Below are 18704 nucleotides of genomic sequence, written 5' to 3' on the forward strand. Positions count from 1 at the left end.
ATATCGTTAGATTGTATTAAATTTTGGAGAGATGTAACATGCAGCAAAAGCCTTTAGCATTTAGGATGCGGCCTAAAACGATTGAAGAAGTTGTCGGGCAGCAGCATTTGGTTGGCGATGGAAAAATCATATCAAGAATGGTGAAAGCAAAACAACTGACCTCGATGATTTTATATGGTCCTCCCGGTATAGGCAAAACATCCATTGCCAGCGCGATTGCCGGCAGCACCAAATATGCCTTCCGCACCCTTAATGCTGTCACGAATAATAAAAAAGATATGGAAATTGTTGCCGCCGAGGCAAAAATGTCTGGAAAAGTTATTTTGCTTCTTGATGAAGTCCATCGTTTAGATAAAGGGAAGCAGGATTTTTTATTACCATATTTAGAAAACGGGATGATCGTTTTAATTGGTGCTACCACGAGTAATCCGTATCATGCTATCAACCCAGCAATCCGGAGCCGCTGTCAAATCTTCGAGTTAAAACCACCTACACCCGATGAAGTAAAATTGGCATTAAATCGTGCCCTCGAGGATGAGGAACGCGGGTTCGGAAAGATAAAGGTAGAAATCGCAGAAGAGGCCTTGCTGCATTTTGCCCAAGGATCCAATGGGGACGTAAGAAGTTCACTCAATGCCTTAGAATTAGCTGTATTGTCCACTGATACAGATGATAATGGGATCATTCATATTGATGTAGAAACAGCAGAAGAGTGTTTGCAAAAAAAGAGCCTTGTTGCCGATAAAGACGGGGATGGGCATTATGATGTTCTATCAGCTTTTCAAAAGTCGATCCGGGGAAGCGACGTTAACGCTGCCCTCCATTATCTCGGCCGATTAATCGAAGCAGGAGACATGCCAAGTATCAGCCGAAGATTAATTGTGATTGCCTATGAAGATGTCGGGTTAGCTAATCCAGCAGTTGGTGCACGCACGTTAGCGGCGATTGAAACGGCTGAGAGAATCGGCTTTCCTGAGGCAAGAATCCCACTTGCAAATGCGGTGATTGAATTATGTCTGTCACCAAAATCGAACTCGGCTGTTTTGGCTATTCAGGCTGCACTCGAAGATATCCAAAAAGGCATCGTTGGCGAAGTACCTGACCATCTAAAGGATGCTCATTATAAAGGAGCAAAGGAACTTGGAAGAGGAATCGACTACAAGTACCCACACGACTACGAAAACGGCTGGGTCCCGCAGCAATATCTACCCGATAGGTTAAAACACAAACAATACTATCAACCAAAGAAAACAGGAAAATTCGAACAAGCCCTTGCAATCGTATACGAAAAGTTAACAAGGAAAAAATAGGGTGTCAGGCACCATGTGAATTCTTCACATGATGCCTGACACCCCTTTCTTTTTTATGAGGCCACATCCCGTTTCTTGAAGACTGTGAAGGCTAAGAGTTGGAATACGGCAAAGTAGATGAGCAGCATGATGATTGAGAATGACATTGACATCCCTTCGACCATTGGTGTTCCTTCCACATATTGCATAAGATTTGTGTTGGCAAACAAGATGTATTTAGCCCAGCTAAATTTCAAGGACAAAAGGACAGTAAATTGTGCCCCGGTGAACAATAAAAACAATGATAAGCCGATAGCTAAGGAACTGTTACGGAATACAGATGAAATCATGAATGCCATCGTCGCTAACATAATCGTATCAATCGAACTTAATCCGTAATAAATCATTAAGTGGATAATAATGGGTTGTTCCGTTACTTGCCCATTGGAATAATTCAAATATGGCACCGGTTGTTCCGGCATTCCAAAAAGGATTGTACCAAGTAGAGCCGAGAAAACGAACAAAACAGCCAGCAGCCCGAACGCAAATAAAATCACGGTTAAATATTTCGAGGTTAATATCTTGCTGCGGTTGATTGGTCGTATTAATAACAATTTGATGGTTCCCCAGTTGAATTCACTGGCAACAATTCCTGCTGAAATGATAATTGTAAATAAGCCAGGCAAAATAATCAGTTGGGACGCATCTTTTACAAATGTCCAGACATTATATTTTTCATTAAAGGGGATATGATGCTTGATGCGGTAATCATTTATTGCGATTTCCTCTTTATAAAATTGCTTCTCCAGCTTTGAAGTGCTTTGATTCATCTGCTTCTTTAGGGCTTCATTCTCCTGCACTAATGTCTGTTCCCAATTTTTATCGAGGTTGAAATCCTTTTCTTGATATTTGTGAAAAATACCGAAGATCGCAGTGATGACTACTAGAATGGCAATCATTACATAGGTCCCAGGCCGTTTAAAAATTTTCATCCATTCATTTTTAATTAAATTAACCACGGCTTGGCACCCCCTTTTCGGTTGTCAATTCAAGGAAACGATCTTCTAACGTCTTTGCAATTTCTTTGACCGCAAAAACCTGAATATCTTCAGCGACGTATTGTTTAATTAGAATCGGGATTTGTTGTTTTGGAAGTTCAATAGTTATTCCATTCCTAGAACGGTTCGCTCGAACATTGGGATAGTGAACTCCAATCAGATTTAAGGCTTTATCCGCGGGGACTACTTCTAGTTCATAGATCGTTTCAGAAGTGCCGTGGACAAGTTCCTGGACAAGATGCACATCAATTAAGCGGCCATTTTGGATAATGCCAATCCGATCACACATCATTTCCATTTCTGAAAGCAGATGGCTAGAAACAATCACAGCGAGATTTTTTTCACGTGCTAAGAGACGGACATAATCGCGAATCTCTCGGATACCAGCAGGATCTAATCCATTTGTTGGTTCGTCCAAAATCAAGACTTGAGGGTCATGTAAGAGACACTGAGCCAATCCTAGTCTTTGGCGCATTCCAAGAGAATAGGTTTTTACCTTATCGTGGATCCGATCAGTTAATCCTACTAATTCTACTATTTCAGCAATCTTCTCTTTGGAAATACCATTTGCCATTCTTGCATAGTGAATTAAATTTTGGTACCCCGTCAAGAATTTATACATTTCCGGGTTCTCCACAATTGCACCGATATGACGAACAGCCTCTTCAAAATTAGTCTTAATACTGGAACCGCCAACCTCAATGTCTCCGGATGTAATCGCCATCAAACCTACAATCATTCGAATCGTTGTTGTTTTTCCGGCACCATTTGGACCTAAAAAGCCAAATACCTCTCCTTTATTTACCTGAAAGCTAATATTATCTATGATCGTTCGTCCTTTAATGACTTTCGTTACGTTCTTCAACTCGACAATTTTTTCCAAACTCTCTCTCCTCTCTATGTATTCTCACACTAGTTTATCGTATTATAGAAAAATTTACCTCCTAAAACTATTTAACAAAAGAAAGGCCCCAAACCAATAAAAGTTCAGGGCCAACAAAAACATTTATTTCTCATCCGATACACGTTGAATTTTAATGCTGCTTAATAATTGTCGCACCACATAACTTGCCATGATCAAACCAGCTGCTGATGGGACAAAAGCATTTGATGCAGGCGGCATTTGCGCTTTGCGGATCGGTGCATTTTCGTTTCCTACTTCTTTTTTAATATCTTCACGAATCACAATCGGGCTTTCATCAGAGAACACGACCGGAATTCCTTTGTGGATTCGTTCCTTACGCAGTTTCGTACGAATGACTTTGGCAATCGGATCCGTATGGGTCTTTGAAATATCCGCAATTTTAAAACGGGTTGGGTCCATTTTATTGGCTGCTCCCATACTTGAAATGATGGGAATATTTCTTTTTAAACATTCCTTCATTAAATGAATTTTATAAACAATCGTATCTGAAGCATCAACCACAAAGTCTAATTTGTGGCTAAAAATTTGCTCATAGGTTTCTTCTGTATAAAACATTTTTAAGGAAATTACTTCGCAGTCAGGATTAATATCTCTAATCCGCTCCTCCATTATTTCCACTTTCGGCCTTCCAACAGTGGAAAGCAAAGCAATCAATTGGCGGTTGATATTGGTAATATCTACATCGTCTTTATCTATCAAAATTAACCGGCCGACGCCTGAACGAGCTAGTGCCTCGGCAGCAAAAGAACCGACACCGCCGATACCTAAAACGGCGACCGTACTGTTTTTCATAATTTCTAGGCCTTCCTTACCAATGGCAAGTTCGTTACGTGAAAATTGATGCAGCATGAATTTCACTCCAATTATTAAATTCGTTATGTTTCTTTTTCCCGATTAAAAATATATCATACACTCCATCAAAAACAAGTATCTTGATAGGAATAATGAAGTAAAAAGCAAAATAAAACCTCCCGAATTGTCCAGGAGGTTGATCATTTTGCAAATAGAAAAGAGTCCCAATTATGCCGTCACTTTTAACATCCTTAGTTTTGATCCCGCATTCAGCAGGGGGGTGCCCTGTTCCCGAAATTGTAAGTCCCCTTACCCGTGTAAGAGTGGGGCATTTACGCAATCAGGAAACTCTAGACTCCCGGATAATTAATGTTCGGTCAAAACTTCAGGCAACGCAACGTACATCTCAGGACTCTTCTTTGTTGCTTTTATAATAGCATATTGAAAAAGCTGATTCAAGGTTTCATGAAAGCGAATTCCTGCTATTTTTTAACATTTAGTGACAAATATAATTCCTTCAATTGGGCCTCAGAAACTTCACCCGGAGCGTCCGTTAACAAGCAGCTTGCGCTAGCGGTTTTAGGAAATGCAATGGTATCTCTTAGGTTTGTGCTTCCTGCAAGAAGCATAACCAATCGGTCCAATCCAAGCGCGACCCCCCCGTGTGGCGGTGTTCCATAATCAAACGCATTTAATAAGAAACCGAATTGCTCATTTGCCTGTTCGGGTGTAAATCCAAGAATGTTAAACATTTTTTCTTGGATAGGACGTTCGAATATACGGAGTGATCCGCCGCCAAGCTCATATCCATTTAAGACGATATCGTATGCTTGGGCACGCACTTTGGAAGGATCAGAATCTAAATATTCAAGGTCTTCCCTAAACGGCATTGTAAATGGATGATGTGCGGCATAGTAACGGCCTTCTTCTTCATCGTACTCAAGGAGCGGCCAGTCTGTTACCCATAAGAAATTGAATAAACTTGGGTCAATTAAATCTAAATCTCTTGCCAACTTTTGACGAAGGGCCCCTAATGCATCAGCGACAACCTTTTTCTTGTCGGCAACAAATAGAAGTAAATCTCCTTCGGCTGCTTCAAGGGTCGCTTTAAGCGCTTGAGCGTCCTCTTCTGAGAAGAATTTAGCAATCGGACCCTTTAGCCCTTCAGAATCAACTTTAAGCCACGCAAGCCCCTTCGCGCCATATACAGCAACAAACTCTGTTAAGGCATCTATGTCTTTACGTGAGTAGTTGTCAGCTGCACCTTTCACATTGATTGCTTTTACTTGGCCGCCATTTGCCACTGCCGATGCAAACACTTTAAAGCCTGAGTCTTTAACGATTTCGGAGAGATCAACTAGCTCTAATCCAAAACGGGTATCAGGTTTATCCGAGCCGTAGCGGCTCATTGCCTCGTCATATGTCATCCTCGGGAATGACTCAGGCAGGTCTACACCTTTTACTTCTTTCATTAACTGCCTCATCATTTTTTCCATCATGCCCATGATATCTTCTTGGCTTAAAAAGCTTGTTTCGATATCGATTTGGGTAAATTCTGGCTGACGGTCTGCACGTAAATCCTCATCGCGGAAACAGCGAGCAATTTGATAATAGCGTTCAATGCCGCCAACCATAAGCAATTGTTTAAAAAGCTGTGGTGACTGTGGCAGGGCATAGAACTCGCCAGGATGAACACGGCTAGGTACTAAATAATCCCGCGCCCCCTCAGGAGTACTTTTTGTCAAAATAGGTGTTTCAATATCTAAGAAGCCTTCTCCATCAAGAAAATCTCTGATTTGCTTGGTCACTTGATGACGCATCTTAAGGGTTTCAAAAATAACCGGACGACGGAAATCAAGGTAGCGGTATTTTAAACGAACATCTTCAGACGCATCCGTTTTATCAGAGATCATAAATGGCGGTGTCTTGGCTTCATTAATGATTGTTACTTTTTCTGCCTGCACTTCAATTTTTCCAGTTTTCAGGTTATCATTGAAGGTAGCTACCTCGCGCGCTACAACAGTTCCAACTATATCTAAAACATACTCGTTACGGATTTTTTCAGCAATTTGCAATGCTTCTTGTGATAAATCCGGATTAAAAACTACTTGAACAATCCCTGAACGGTCGCGAAGATCAATAAATATTAATCCGCCAAGGTCGCGTCTTTTTTGGACCCAACCCTTCAAGGTTATTTTTTCACCGACTGCTGATTCTGGTACTTCCCCACAAAAATATGTTCTGCCAAACATAATTATCCCCCTCTTAATCCTGCAACTCTTGGAATTGCTTAATAAACGTTGCTAAATCAATTTCTACTTGCTCACCTGTAGCCATATTTTTTACATTGATTTTATTATTTTTAAGCTCTTCATCGCCTAAAACCGCTACAAACTTAGCTTTCAGACGGTCAGCTGCTTTAAATTGAGCTTTAATTTTTCGATCCAAATAATCTCTTTCTGCTGAAAAACCTGCCCGCCGCAGCTGCTGTAACAATCCAACAGTATAATCTTTAGCTTCTTCGCCGAGTGCGGCAAGGTAACAATCAATGCCCTCGTTTGATGCAAGTTCAATCCCTTCTGCATCAAGAGCCGCAATAAAGCGTTCAATACTTAAGGCAAAGCCGATACCTGGTGTTTCAGGCCCGCCAATTTCTTCAGCTAAACCATTATAACGACCGCCGCCGCATAACGTAGTGATCGCACCAAACCCTTCGGCATTACTCATAATTTCAAACGCCGTGTGGTTGTAATAATCAAGTCCACGAACTAAGTTGGCATCAACTTCGAAAGGAATATCCAATTGGGTTAAATACTTCTGTAATTTCTCAAAATATTCCTTAGAAAAATCATTTAGGAATTCAAGGATCGAAGGTGCTGTTAACATCAATTCATGCTCGCGGTCCTGCTTACAATCCAAGATTCGAAGTGGATTTTTTTCAAGGCGATTTTGACAGTCATGACAAAACTCACCGATTCTTGGTTTGAAGTGATTTACAAGTGCATCGCGGTGAGCACTGCGACTTTCCTTATCACCAAGGCTGTTAATAATCAGCTTCAGCTTTTTTAAACCCATTTCTTTATATAAGTTCATTGCTAGGGAAATGACTTCGGCATCAATGGCGGGGTCATTACTGCCTAATGCTTCAATTCCGAATTGGACAAACTGGCGAAAGCGTCCTGCTTGTGGACGTTCATATCGGAACATTGGTCCCATGTAGTAAAGCTTAACTGGCTGATTAGCCAGACCAAACATTTTTTTCTCCACGAAAGAGCGGACAACAGCTGCGGTACCTTCTGGTCTAAGTGTAAGACTTCGTTTGCCGCGGTCTTCAAATGTGTACATTTCTTTCTGAACAATATCCGTGCTATCGCCAACGCCTCTTGAAAAAAGATCTGTATGTTCGAAAATTGGGGTGCGAATCTCTTTATATTGATATTTCTCACAAAGTTCACGGGCTTTAGCTTCAATCAGTTGCCACTTTTCTACCTCACCGGGTAAAATGTCTTGCGTTCCTCGAGGAATGCTTATGGACATAGTGGAAAACCTCCTTATTTTTTCTTATGTAAGTAGACAGGATGCATCACTTGTTTCCATTAAAAAACAAAAAACTCCCATCCCTTGTATGAATACAAGGGACGAGAGTTTGATTAATCCCGCGGTGCCACCCTAGTTGAAGGCATAAACAACATGCCTTCCTCTTTAACAGTTAACGCCTGCTACGTTCTTCTCCTACTAGAGGGTACCCTTTTTCAGAGAGAAGCCTACGGAGTGTTCATTCATTAAGTTCCATGTAGAAATGCTTTCAGCCCAGGACATTTCCTCTCTATTCATGAGTTTGCTTAATTACTATGCTCCATCATTGGTGTATCACAATATGTCATTTTATTTAATTAATATTACGGAGCATCGCAGGTATTGTCAATAGCCATTTATGATCTTTCTAAATGTTTTTTTAACTTTCTGACATCACCAATTGTTATTCCGAATTCTGATGCAAGTTCAAACGAGGTTGCATGCTGTTCCTTTTGAATAAAATCATGAAAATCAACACCGAAAAGCCGTCCATCCATCGATTGGATGTTCATTCCTTTTTCACTTGCTCTCATTACTAATCACCTCAGCCTTTTCTTCATTACTGATATTATCTCCACCATTCGTGAAAAACTTGCATCCTTGATAGGGATTTCTCACCAAATTGGTCAATATTAGCAATTTAGGAATGATTTTCAGCTTTTTATACGCTAAAATAAAATAAATAGAAAAGGAGGGTGTTATGGTCAAAAAAAGTAGTTTATTGCTATTATCTATTATTCTTATTATTGGGGCCTTTCTTCCTCATAGTAAAAGTGTGGCAGCAACAGAGTCCATTACGATTTCCACCGATTTTGTCAATGTCCGCGGTGGTCCGGGTCTGAGTTACCCTCTTGTAAAAACAGTAAATCGGGGCGAAACGTATCCAATCGTGACAGAACAGGACGATTGGATTGAAATTGAACTTGCCAATGGTCAAACGGGCTGGCTCGTTAATTGGCTCGTCACCAAAGAAACAGGTTCAAATAACACTGGTGTCACAGCAAATTCGGCTATAAAAACTAATTACGGTATCGTGAATGCTGATACCTTAAATATGCGCCAGGAACCTTCTGCATTCAGTCCGGTTGTTGGGAAACTTACCTATGGGACAAGCGTAACCATGTATTCGAAACAAGACAATTGGCTGGAAATTGGTTTTTCTAATTTAAGAGGATGGGTTAATTCTGAGTTTATTGACGGCCAAGCGACAGGTTCCTCAACATCAGATACTGCACAAAAGAGTGGCATGATTGGAACAGTAACAGCTGACAGCCTTAGTGTCCGCTCGAGTGCCTCATTGAATTCCAACACCATTGGGACTGTAACCATGGGGGAAAGTTTTACGATCGTAGAAGAAATGAATAATTGGGCGAAGATAGAGTACGAGTCTGGTAGTTTCGGGTGGGTAGCCGGTTGGTTTCTTGAGAAAGTGGCCTCCAGATCTCAAACCGGACAAGCCGTGAAGAAAAATATCATTACGATAATAAATAACGGGACAAATATCCGCAAAGGACCGGATGTACAATCAGATGTTATCGAACGGACCAATACAGGCGCAACGTATACAGTGAAAAGTATCATCAATGACTGGTATGAAATTAAGTTAGAGGATGGGAGAATTGGTTATATTGCTGGCTGGCTGGTCTCCATTAACGGAACCAAACCACAGATTAAAAAAACAGGTGCTGAAGGCTATCTTTATAATAAAACAATTGTCCTTGATCCAGGGCATGGCGGTACGGATAAAGGGGCAACTGGAGTCAGCGGTATTTATGAAAAGGACCTCACACTTCGGACGGCACAGCTTTTGTCAGATAAATTAATGGCAGCAGGGGCTAATGTCTACATAACGAGAAAAGATGATTCTTATTTACAACTTGCCTCCCGCGTGAATATGGCACGCAGCTACAATGCCGATGCCTTTATCAGTCTTCATTACGATAGCAATGTAGATTCAAGTATCCATGGTATGACTGGCTATTACTATCACTCCTATCAACAAACCCTTGCTGAATCCATTTTTGCATCAACCGTCGGCCATACAAAAATGACAAGTCGTGGGGTTCGATTTGGTGATTTCCATGTCATCCGTGAAAATAGTCAAAAAGCTGTTTTAATGGAACTAGGTTATCTAAGCAATCCGGCTGAAGAAATGATGATAAAATCTGCCGGATTCCAAGAAAATGCGGCTTCAGGTTTATTTGATGGATTGGCCAGATATTTTAAAGAAAATCCATAACCAAAAAGGCTTAGCACTAAATTTAAGTGCTAAGCCCTTTTTATGCTTTACTTTCAATAATCAACGTCACGGGACCGTCATTGATTAATTCAACATCCATCATGGCACCAAATATGCCGGTTTCAACACGAATTCCCTTTTCACGGAGCATACTATTAAAAACCTCATAAAGTTCAACAGCCTGGTCTGGACGTGCCGCTCCCATGAAATTAGGCCTTCTTCCCTTTCGACAATCACCGTAAAGGGTAAATTGTGATACTGAGAGAATTTCACCACCAACATCCATTAAAGAGAAATTCATCTTTCCATCTTCATCTTCAAAAATACGGAGATTGGCAATTTTATCAGCTAGATAGGCCGCGTCCTCTTCCTTATCATCATGGGTAACACCGACAAGTAAGACAAGCCCTTTGGTTATTTGCCCCGTTACTTCCCCTGCAACGGTTACGCTGGCATTTTTACTTCGTTGAACAACTACACGCATTTTGAAACTCCTTAATTCATCATTCGACGTACTGAATAGATATCTGGGATCTGTTTAATGCGCTCGACCACTTTTTGTAAGTGCGCCACATTATGGATTGCAATCGACATGTTAATTGTAGCCATTTTATTTCGATCTGTTTTACCAGAAACAGCAGAGATATTGGTTTTCGTTTCATTTACTGCTTGGAGCACCTCATTCAGAAGCCCTCTGCGGTCATAGCCGCTAATTTCAATGTCAACATTATATTCTTTCCGGTCATTTAAAGAAGATTCCCATTCAACCGGGATCAACCTTGACTGGGCATCATTGGAATCAATATTCGTGCAATCCGAACGATGAACAGATACCCCGCGTCCTTTAGTAATAAAACCGACAATCTCATCGCCAGGTACAGGGTTACAACATCTAGATAATCGAATCAGTAAATTATCAATACCAGAAACACGGACACCGGATTCACGCTTTTTCGTTGCTGGGAAGGTTTTTAAATCCGTTATGGCATTGGTAATATTCGAGCTCTGTTCTTGATCTCTCTTTTTACGCCATTTCTCAGTCAGACGGTTTGCCACCTGTAGGGCCGTTACACCATTATAGCCCACCGCTGCATACATATCTTCTTCATTGGAAAAATTAAACTTCTCAGCAACTTTTTTCAGATTGTCTGTGGTTAATATTTCTTTAATATCAAATTCCATATTACGAATTTCTTTTTCAACTAACTCTTTACCTTTATCAACATTTTCATCACGGCGCTGTTTCTTAAAGAAAGCTCGAATCTTGTTTTTCGCTTGCGAGGTTTGCGCGAGCTTCAACCAATCCTGACTTGGGCCGTATGAATGTTTCGATGTAAGGATTTCAATAATATCGCCGGTTTTAAGTCGATAGTCAAGGGTAACCATTTTGCCATTCACTTTTGCACCTATCGTCTTATTGCCAATTTCAGAGTGAATTCGATAAGCAAAATCAATAGGAACAGAACCAGATGGCAACTCGATTACATCACCTTTTGGCGTAAATATAAACACCATATCGGAAAATAAGTCGATTTTCAATGACTCCATAAACTCTTCCGCGTTGGCAGTATCATTTTGAAATTCAAGAATTTCTCTAAACCAGGTTAATTTTTGTTCAAAAGTAGTGCTATCGTTGATTGCTTCTTTGCCCTCTTTATATGCCCAGTGAGCCGCAACCCCGAATTCCGCAATCCGATGCATTTCCTTCGTTCTAATCTGAACCTCAAGTGGATCTCCCTTTGGCCCGATTACCGTGGTATGTAACGATTGATACATATTCGGCTTCGGCATCGCAATATAATCCTTAAAACGGCCAGGCATCGGCTTCCAGCAGGTGTGAATGATCCCTAGGACAGCATAGCAATCTTTAATACTGTTCACGACGATGCGTACGGCTAGTAAATCATAAATTTCACTGAACTGCTTATTTTGCAAAGCCATTTTTCGGTAAATACTATAAATATGCTTAGGGCGGCCAGAAAGCTCTGCTTTAATAGCCACTTCTCCCATTCGGCTTTTTACTTCCTCAATGACATCCTCTAAATATTGCTCGCGTTCGGCTCTCTTTTTTTTCATTAAGTTTACAATTCGATAGTATTGCTGCGGATTTAAATACCTTAATGCTGTATCTTCGAGTTCCCATTTAATTTTAGAGATCCCCAGACGATGTGCCAAAGGTGCAAAAATTTCAAGTGTTTCATTTGAAATCCGACGCTGCTTTTCTAAAGGAAGATGTTTAAGTGTCCGCATATTATGCAAACGGTCGGCAAGCTTAATCAGAATAACCCGGATATCCTGAGCCATGGCCACAAACATTTTTCTGTGATTTTCTGCTTGCTGTTCCTCGTGAGATTTATATTTAATTTTCCCTAATTTTGTTACCCCGTCGACAAGCATCGCCACTTCGTCATTAAAAGCTGTTTCTATATCTTTTAAGGATACACTCGTATCTTCAACAACGTCGTGAAGAAAACCAGCTGCAACCGTAGCAGGATCCATCTCCAAGTCAGCTAAAATACCCGCAACCTGGATGGGGTGGATGATGTAGGGTTCGCCTGATTTTCGATATTGTTCACGATGAGCATGTTTTGCGAATTCGTATGCATTTTTTACTAATTCAACATGTTCCTCATTTAAGTAGTTCCGAGTCTTGTCGATGACTTGGTCGGCAGTCAACACTAAATCATTCGCCATGAAATCACCTTTATTTTCGTCTCATTTTATTTATATAAATGTCATTCGCTAAAAATTAGTTTCTTGAATATGAATGATTGTTTCTATTATCGAAAAAATCAGCCAAGTTGTAAAGGGATTGAGAAGTTTTTTTATTCTGCTCTGTTAATTTAACTGTTGATTTCCGTTCCAGGCGCTTCGCTTTCCGCGGGCGTTGCGGGGAGCCTCCTCGGCGCTTTTAGCGCCTGCGGGGTCTCCCCTGCCCCGTACTCCCGCAGGAGTCTTCGCGCCCTCCACTCCAATCAACAGAGTGACAAAATAAATAATATCCTCTAACATAGTCTTTAATTATATAAAGAGAGCACTCGCGCTTCGAGTGCCCTCACTAATGGTTTAATAATGCATTAATGTTAAAACATCATAACCATCAAGTTTTTGTCTGCCTTCTAAATAGCTTAACTCAACTAGGAACGCAATACCGGCAACTACACCGCCAAGCTGCTCCACTAATTGAATCGTAGCATCAATTGTTCCGCCGGTAGCTAACAAATCATCCGTAATAAGGACGCGTTGCCCCGGCTTAATAGCATCTTTATGGATGGTTAGAATATCTTTCCCATATTCAAGACCATAACCTACCTTAATGGTTTCTCTAGGAAGCTTTCCTTCTTTACGAACAGGGGCAAAACCAATCCCTAAGGCATAAGCCACAGGACAGCCAATAATGAAACCACGGGCTTCAGGTCCAACGATAATATCTATCTTACGTTCCTTGGCATAAGCAACGATTTGGTCTGTTGCATATTTATAAGCTTCTCCATTATTCATTAAAGGAGTAATATCTTTAAATTTAATTCCTTCTTTTGGCCAGTCAGGCACAATTGTAATAAATTCCTTTAAGTCCATTCTGTAATTGCCTCCTCAAATTCAACCGACTCTTGAATTACTTGATCGAACCAGCCTTTTAATTCTTGAAAGGACGAAAACAATAACTCTCTTTCAAGTTCATATTGTGCTTGTTTTAACTGATAGGTTCGAGAGTCCGTTAAGTCACGCTTTTGCGCTCCAGTTTTTAAAGTGATAAATCCATTGTTTATTGTAACAAAATCTAGGTCAGAAAACACCTTTGACATAAAGTTAATGGTTTCCTGTGACCAACCGCGGTGTTTAGCAAGTTCATCACCATTACGTTTAAGATCAATCGGCCCTTTCTTTAAGAGGAAAGCATAAAACCATTTAAAATGATCACGTGTCGGAACCGTGCTGAAGAAATCACTTGATTCTTTATAAAAATAAGCATAAATCCTAGCAGGTTGTTTTCCTTTAAATAAAACCTTAAGAATCTCTTTCGATGATGGAAAATCAACCAGAACAATATTCGCCTTTTTTCCATCGAAAGACTTTGCTGCCTCTATATCCTGAATTAGAATGGTCTCCGCCATCAAATTAGGGTTTATTTTTCCAAGATGCTCTTCATTAAAGATAATAAATTTCCGGTTTTCTGCTGGGACTGTATTTGAAAGACTGTTGATTCGCTTTTGTCCCCGATAATCAAATAATTGCCATGACTCTACTGCGATATCATGGATAAAAATTTGTGGTTTACGTATATTGTTCCATTCGTTGACAGATAATTCTCCAATTAATGAAATTTTTGATGAAGGTGAGATATGGTCCACCAAGTGGCCTAACCCAAAACCGACCCCATCTAGATTTGCATCTTTTTCTTTTACAAGGAGCTTTAAATGGTTTTGCTCACTGCCAATTTTTCTGATACTTGTAATATCAACATTATTTATTAAAACCTTTGGCTTTGGGTTGTCCATACCAAAAGGGGCTAAAAGACTCATCTCATCTAATGATGATAAACTAACATGCTCAAGTTGAATTTCCTCATCAAGATAGGTCACCGGAATAAAATCTTCATCGGTAAGCTGCTCTTCTGCCAGTGTATTTAACCGTGTGCGAAGTTCAGCAACATCTTCTAGTTTTAAGGTCATTCCTGCTGCCATTGGATGCCCGCCAAAGTGAGGCAGAATTTCACGGCAGGTTGATAAATTCTTAAAGAGATCAAATCCAGCAATACTACGGGCAGAACCCTTAGCTACTCCCTTTTCTGGGTCAAAATTTAAAACAATCACCGGACGGTAATACTTTTCAACCAGCCTGGAGGCGACAATACCGATGACACCAGCATTCCAGCCTTCCTTACCGATAACAAGAACCTTATTGGTATCAATTGGAAAGTGTGATTCAACCTCGTCCATCGCCTCTGTTGTAATTGCATTAACAATTGCCTGTCTTGACTTATTAAGGTCATCCATTTCCGCTGCCAAGGTCTCCGCCTCAATTGGATCATCCGTTAAGATAAGCTGGACGGCAAGGTCCGCATCTTCTAAACGGCCTACGGCGTTAATCCTTGGTGCGAGTGTAAAACCAATCGTTTCTTCATTTATTGACAGTGGATCAACCCCTGCCTGTTTTAATAAGGCTTTCAAGCCAATATTTTTAGTTGTTTTTAACCTTTCAAGTCCTTTTTTTGCAATCAGTCGATTCTCATCTTTTAGAGAGACTAAATCAGCAATCGTTCCTATCACAGCGATTTCTAGCAAATGCTCTGGGACTTCTCCATAGAGGGCATGGGCTAATTTAAAGGCTACACCTACTCCAGCCAACTCACGAAACGGATAGGTACTATCAGGGAGCTTGGGATGAATAATTGCAAGTGCTGTTGGTAATACCGGACCTGGCTCATGGTGATCAGTAATAATTAGATCCAATCCAATCTCTTCGGCAATGGCTGCCTCATGGACAGCCGATATTCCAGTATCCACAGTAATAATCAATTTTATTCCATTTTCCGCAGCCTGCCGGAATGCAGTCTCATTCGGACCATATCCTTCAGTGAAGCGGTTAGGAATATAAAATTGAACATTGGCACCAAGGTCTCGAAGCGTAATCATTAATACGGATGTACTGCTTACACCATCTGCATCATAATCACCGAAAATAAGAATCGGCTCTTGTTGTTCAATGGCTTGACTAATTCTATTAACTGCTATATCCATTCCTTTTAAAAGAAAAGGATCGTGAAACTCTTCCTTTCCAAATAAAAAATACCGCGCTGATTCAACGGTATCAAAGCCACGGTTAACAAGCAGTGAAGCGACAAGAGGCGTAATTTTTAATTCAGTTTCAAGCTTTTTAATAAGTTGCTCATCGGATTTCCGAACAATCCATCTAGTTTTCGAACTTAACATGTGTATGTTCACCCCTCAGACTTTCTCATTATACAGGAGTGCAGGACAGGATTCAATCAAAAGAAAAAACCGCAGAGGGTCTGCGGTTTTTCTCAGAAACTTACACTTGTGGTTGATCAGAATATTTTCTTTTTTCTTTTACCGTTTTAATAACGCCCTTCTTCTTCAGTTCTTTACATTTCATAACATACCATAAAGAACCCGCGACAAAGACGGAAGAGTAAACACCAACAATTAATCCAACAAATAAAGCGATGGAGAAGTTAAAAATCGACGGGCTTCCAAAAATCATTAAGCATACTACCGTAATAAGGACGGTTAAAACAGTATTAAATGACCGAGTTAATGTTTGACGAATACTTACATTTACCACATCAGCAATATCCTGAACTGTTTTAAGCCGCTTTTTCTTTTGCATATTCTCACGAACTCTATCGAAAGTAACAATCGTATCATGGTTTGAGTACCCAATAATAGTTAAAATCGCCGCGATAAAGTTTAAATCTACTTCAAGTCTTGTAATACTAAAAACAGCAATCATAAAAAAGGCATCGTGAAGGATGGCCGCAATCGCTGCGATTGCCATATATGCTTCAAATCGAATTGAAACGTAGAGAATAATACCGATTGATGCAATCAAGACAGCAAAGAAGGCATTTTTCGCTAGTTCTTTTCCAACAGTAGGAGAAACAGTACTAACATTCGGCTCATAGCCAAATTGCTTTTTAAAATCTGCTTTTAAAGTGGCTATTTCATTTTTTGACAGGACCCCAATCATTCGGACTGCCCCAATTTCCTTTTTATCGCCAGAAATGACAACATCATCTGGTGTTAAATTTAGTTTAGTAAAAGCATTTTCAACTTGAGTAGTTGTTAAAGGTGTTTTTGATTGAACCTCTACACGTGTACCACTTGAAAAATCAATTCCTAAATTCATACGGAATATTGAAATAGCAATAATACCAGCAACAATGAGAACTCCCGATAGGATGAATACTTTATTCCTAAGTTTAACAAAATCAATTTTATCAAATCGAGTCGGCAGTTCGGTTGTATCTACATTTTCATTAATAGATCTAATTTGGGACTTGCGTACAGCAAACCATCCTGGTTTGTTATTTAATAAACCACTGTGGACCCATAACCCTAGTAACAGCCTTGCACCATAAACATTGGTAAGAAAGCTCATAAGTACACTCACAAGTAACATAGTTGCAAAGCCTTTTACAGAACTTGTCCCGTAAAAGAATAAAACACCCGCTGTTAACATTGTCGTTAAGTTTGCGTCAAAAATGGCTGTAAATGCATGTTGCTCACCAGCTTGGAATGCAGATTTAATGCTTCTGCCTACCTTTAGTTCTTCTCTAATCCGTTCATAAGTAATAATATTGGCATCAACTGCCATACCGATTCCGAGAATAATCGCGGCAATTCCCGGTAAAGTAAGAACTCCATTCATCCAATCGAAAATTAATAAAACTAGATAAGTAAAAATAGTTAAGGTAACGGTTGCGATAAGTCCTGGAAAACGATAATAGAAAATCATAAACAGATAAATAATAATGACACCAATGATTCCAGCTATTACCGTATCATTTAATGCCTGTTCCCCGAACTTAGCCCCAACAGAAGTGGAGTATACCTCATCAAGCTTAACTGGTAACGACCCCGCATTTAAGAGCGAAGCCAAAGTTTGCGATTCTTCAGTTGTGAAACTACCAACGATCGAAACGGTGTTTTGATTGAAAATTTGTTTTACTGTTGGTGCTGATAAGTATTTTGGGTTTTCTTTTGTTACTTCCTCTTTAAAAGAGTCTTTTCCTTCTTGAAAATCAAGCCAAATAACAAGGACATTATTTGGAGCCATATTCATAATTTGTTCGGACACCTTACGGAATTTATCCGCACTCTTTAATGTAAGGGAAACGCTTGGAGCTCCATTTTCATCAAAGGTTTGCTTAGCACCGCCTTGTTTTAAGTCAGAGCCATCCATCATCAATTTATCATTAGCATCTCGGAAAGTTAGATTTGCCTGGGTAGATAAAATCTCACGTGCTTGATTTTGATCGGTAACCCCCGCTAGTTGAACACGAATCCGGTTATTCCCCTCAATCTGAATATTCGGTTCGCTTACACCAAGGACATTGATCCGTCTGTCAAGTGCTTCAGCTGTGCTAGCCATTACTTCTTTATCAATTTTTTGTCCTTTTTTCGCTGGTTTAACATCGTACAAGACCTCAAATCCACCTTGCAGGTCTAGCCCGAGTTTAATATTGTTTAATATGTTCTTGGTAGTTGCTCCCATTGTGCTTCCGATAATTAAGACCACAAGTAAGAAAGCAACGATTCTACTGCGCTTTACCATTATGTATTGTTCCTCCTTAATGCATGTGCAACAGCACTGTTCCGTCTCATCCTTATATAAAATTAAGAAAAAAGTCACTTCCTTCATTATGAAAGAAGATGGATTGGCTGTCAATTTACAATAATATCAAAAATATATAGTAATTCTATTTTAACAGTTCCTTTAATTCATCCTCATCATCCATGGAGAACTCAGAAGTTTTATAAGCCTCTATCGTCGCGAAATTGAGATAATCACTAGCTTTAACAGACAGTATTTCTTGGATCATTACGTACAGTTTCATATCTTCCTTGATTTTTTTCCACTTTTTCTTAATTAAAAAATCCCAAAAATCCTGCTCTGATACCGAATCAAGCCCTAGCAACTGAAACTCTAAAAGTTTACTCGCTACGGCCGGCTGGACCTGGGGGCGAAAATGTTCGAATCTGTGACTTTCATCCATTACGACTGCCTCCTTGGAAAATCTCCCCTTTAATTGAACCTTGCCAAAAAGCTGTTACAACTTGTCATGCTTTGTCCACCCTTAC

14 protein-coding genes, 1 other RNA gene and 1 other annotated feature are annotated in these 18704 nt (G+C 40.0%); of the genes, 2 read left to right on the plus strand and 13 right to left on the minus strand.

Annotated features, from left to right (window positions below; all coding sequences use genetic code 11):
• Positions 1–38: 38 nt before the first annotated feature.
• Complete coding sequence (locus tag QNH17_RS22450) at positions 39–1310, plus strand: replication-associated recombination protein A (RefSeq protein ID WP_283875232.1); 1272 nt, start codon at positions 39–41, stop codon at positions 1308–1310.
• Positions 1311–1363: 53 nt separating this feature from the next.
• Here the strand turns inward: QNH17_RS22450 and QNH17_RS22455 are convergent, their stop codons facing one another.
• The 7 genes from QNH17_RS22455 to QNH17_RS22485 all read right to left on the minus strand — a co-directional run bounded on the left by QNH17_RS22455 (position 1364) and on the right by QNH17_RS22485 (position 8173).
• On the minus strand, positions 1364–2308 hold the full coding sequence (locus QNH17_RS22455; RefSeq protein WP_283875233.1) for an ABC transporter permease: 945 nt from the start codon (positions 2306–2308) through the stop codon (positions 1364–1366).
• Positions 2301–3230 carry an ABC transporter ATP-binding protein gene (locus tag QNH17_RS22460; protein WP_283875235.1) on the minus strand — a complete coding sequence of 310 codons (930 nt, stop codon included), beginning with the start codon at positions 3228–3230 and terminating at the stop codon, positions 2301–2303. The genes QNH17_RS22455 and QNH17_RS22460 overlap by 8 nt, the downstream gene beginning before the upstream one ends.
• Before the next feature lie 123 nt (positions 3231–3353).
• Positions 3354–4121 carry a tRNA threonylcarbamoyladenosine dehydratase gene (locus QNH17_RS22465; RefSeq protein WP_283875236.1) on the minus strand — a complete coding sequence of 256 codons (768 nt, stop codon included), beginning with the start codon at positions 4119–4121 and terminating at the stop codon, positions 3354–3356.
• 160 nt (positions 4122–4281) lie between these two features.
• Positions 4282–4480, minus strand: a non-coding RNA gene (gene ssrS, locus QNH17_RS22470) — 6S RNA.
• A 66-nt stretch (positions 4481–4546) separates the two neighbouring features.
• A complete protein-coding gene (gene aspS / locus QNH17_RS22475; protein WP_283875237.1) occupies positions 4547–6316 on the minus strand; it encodes an aspartate--tRNA ligase in 1770 nt (589 codons plus the stop codon).
• Positions 6317–6329: 13 nt separating this feature from the next.
• On the minus strand, positions 6330–7601 hold the full coding sequence (gene hisS / locus QNH17_RS22480) for a histidine--tRNA ligase (protein WP_283875239.1): 1272 nt from the start codon (positions 7599–7601) through the stop codon (positions 6330–6332).
• Between the two features lie 94 nt (positions 7602–7695).
• Positions 7696–7936, minus strand: a binding site (T-box leader).
• Between the two features lie 60 nt (positions 7937–7996).
• Positions 7997–8173, minus strand: coding sequence for a hypothetical protein (locus QNH17_RS22485; protein ID WP_283875240.1), 177 nt, complete (start codon positions 8171–8173; stop codon positions 7997–7999).
• Positions 8174–8340: 167 nt separating this feature from the next.
• Between QNH17_RS22485 and QNH17_RS22490 the strand changes: the two genes are divergently transcribed.
• The gene (locus QNH17_RS22490) at positions 8341–9879 is read left to right on the plus strand and encodes an N-acetylmuramoyl-L-alanine amidase family protein (protein WP_283875241.1); all 1539 of its coding nucleotides are present in this window, start codon (positions 8341–8343) and stop codon (positions 9877–9879) included.
• A 40-nt stretch (positions 9880–9919) separates the two neighbouring features.
• Here the strand turns inward: QNH17_RS22490 and dtd are convergent, their stop codons facing one another.
• The 6 genes from dtd to QNH17_RS22520 form a co-directional block, all read right to left on the minus strand.
• Positions 9920–10363 (minus strand): D-aminoacyl-tRNA deacylase, encoded by a 444-nt coding sequence (dtd, locus tag QNH17_RS22495; RefSeq protein ID WP_283875242.1) that lies wholly within the window; start codon positions 10361–10363, stop codon positions 9920–9922.
• 11 nt (positions 10364–10374) lie between these two features.
• Entirely contained in the window at positions 10375–12573 is a 2199-nt protein-coding gene (locus QNH17_RS22500; RefSeq protein ID WP_283875243.1) for a RelA/SpoT family protein, read from the minus strand.
• Between the two features lie 372 nt (positions 12574–12945).
• On the minus strand, positions 12946–13458 hold the full coding sequence (locus QNH17_RS22505; RefSeq protein WP_026563464.1) for an adenine phosphoribosyltransferase: 513 nt from the start codon (positions 13456–13458) through the stop codon (positions 12946–12948).
• On the minus strand, positions 13449–15812 hold the full coding sequence (gene recJ / locus QNH17_RS22510; RefSeq protein ID WP_283875244.1) for a single-stranded-DNA-specific exonuclease RecJ: 2364 nt from the start codon (positions 15810–15812) through the stop codon (positions 13449–13451). Before recJ ends, QNH17_RS22505 begins: the two co-directional genes overlap by 10 nt.
• Before the next feature lie 100 nt (positions 15813–15912).
• Positions 15913–18177: a protein translocase subunit SecDF gene (secDF, locus tag QNH17_RS22515; protein ID WP_283875245.1), complete on the minus strand. Its 2265-nt coding sequence runs from the start codon at positions 18175–18177 to the stop codon at positions 15913–15915.
• A gap of 145 nt (positions 18178–18322) precedes the next feature.
• Complete coding sequence (locus QNH17_RS22520; protein WP_283875247.1) at positions 18323–18619, minus strand: post-transcriptional regulator; 297 nt, start codon at positions 18617–18619, stop codon at positions 18323–18325.
• Positions 18620–18704 lie beyond the last annotated feature (85 nt).

Origin of the sequence: Neobacillus sp. SuZ13, from assembly GCF_030123365.1 — a bacterium.
In the GTDB taxonomy this organism is placed as follows: Bacteria; Bacillota; Bacilli; order Bacillales; family Cytobacillaceae; genus Neobacillus.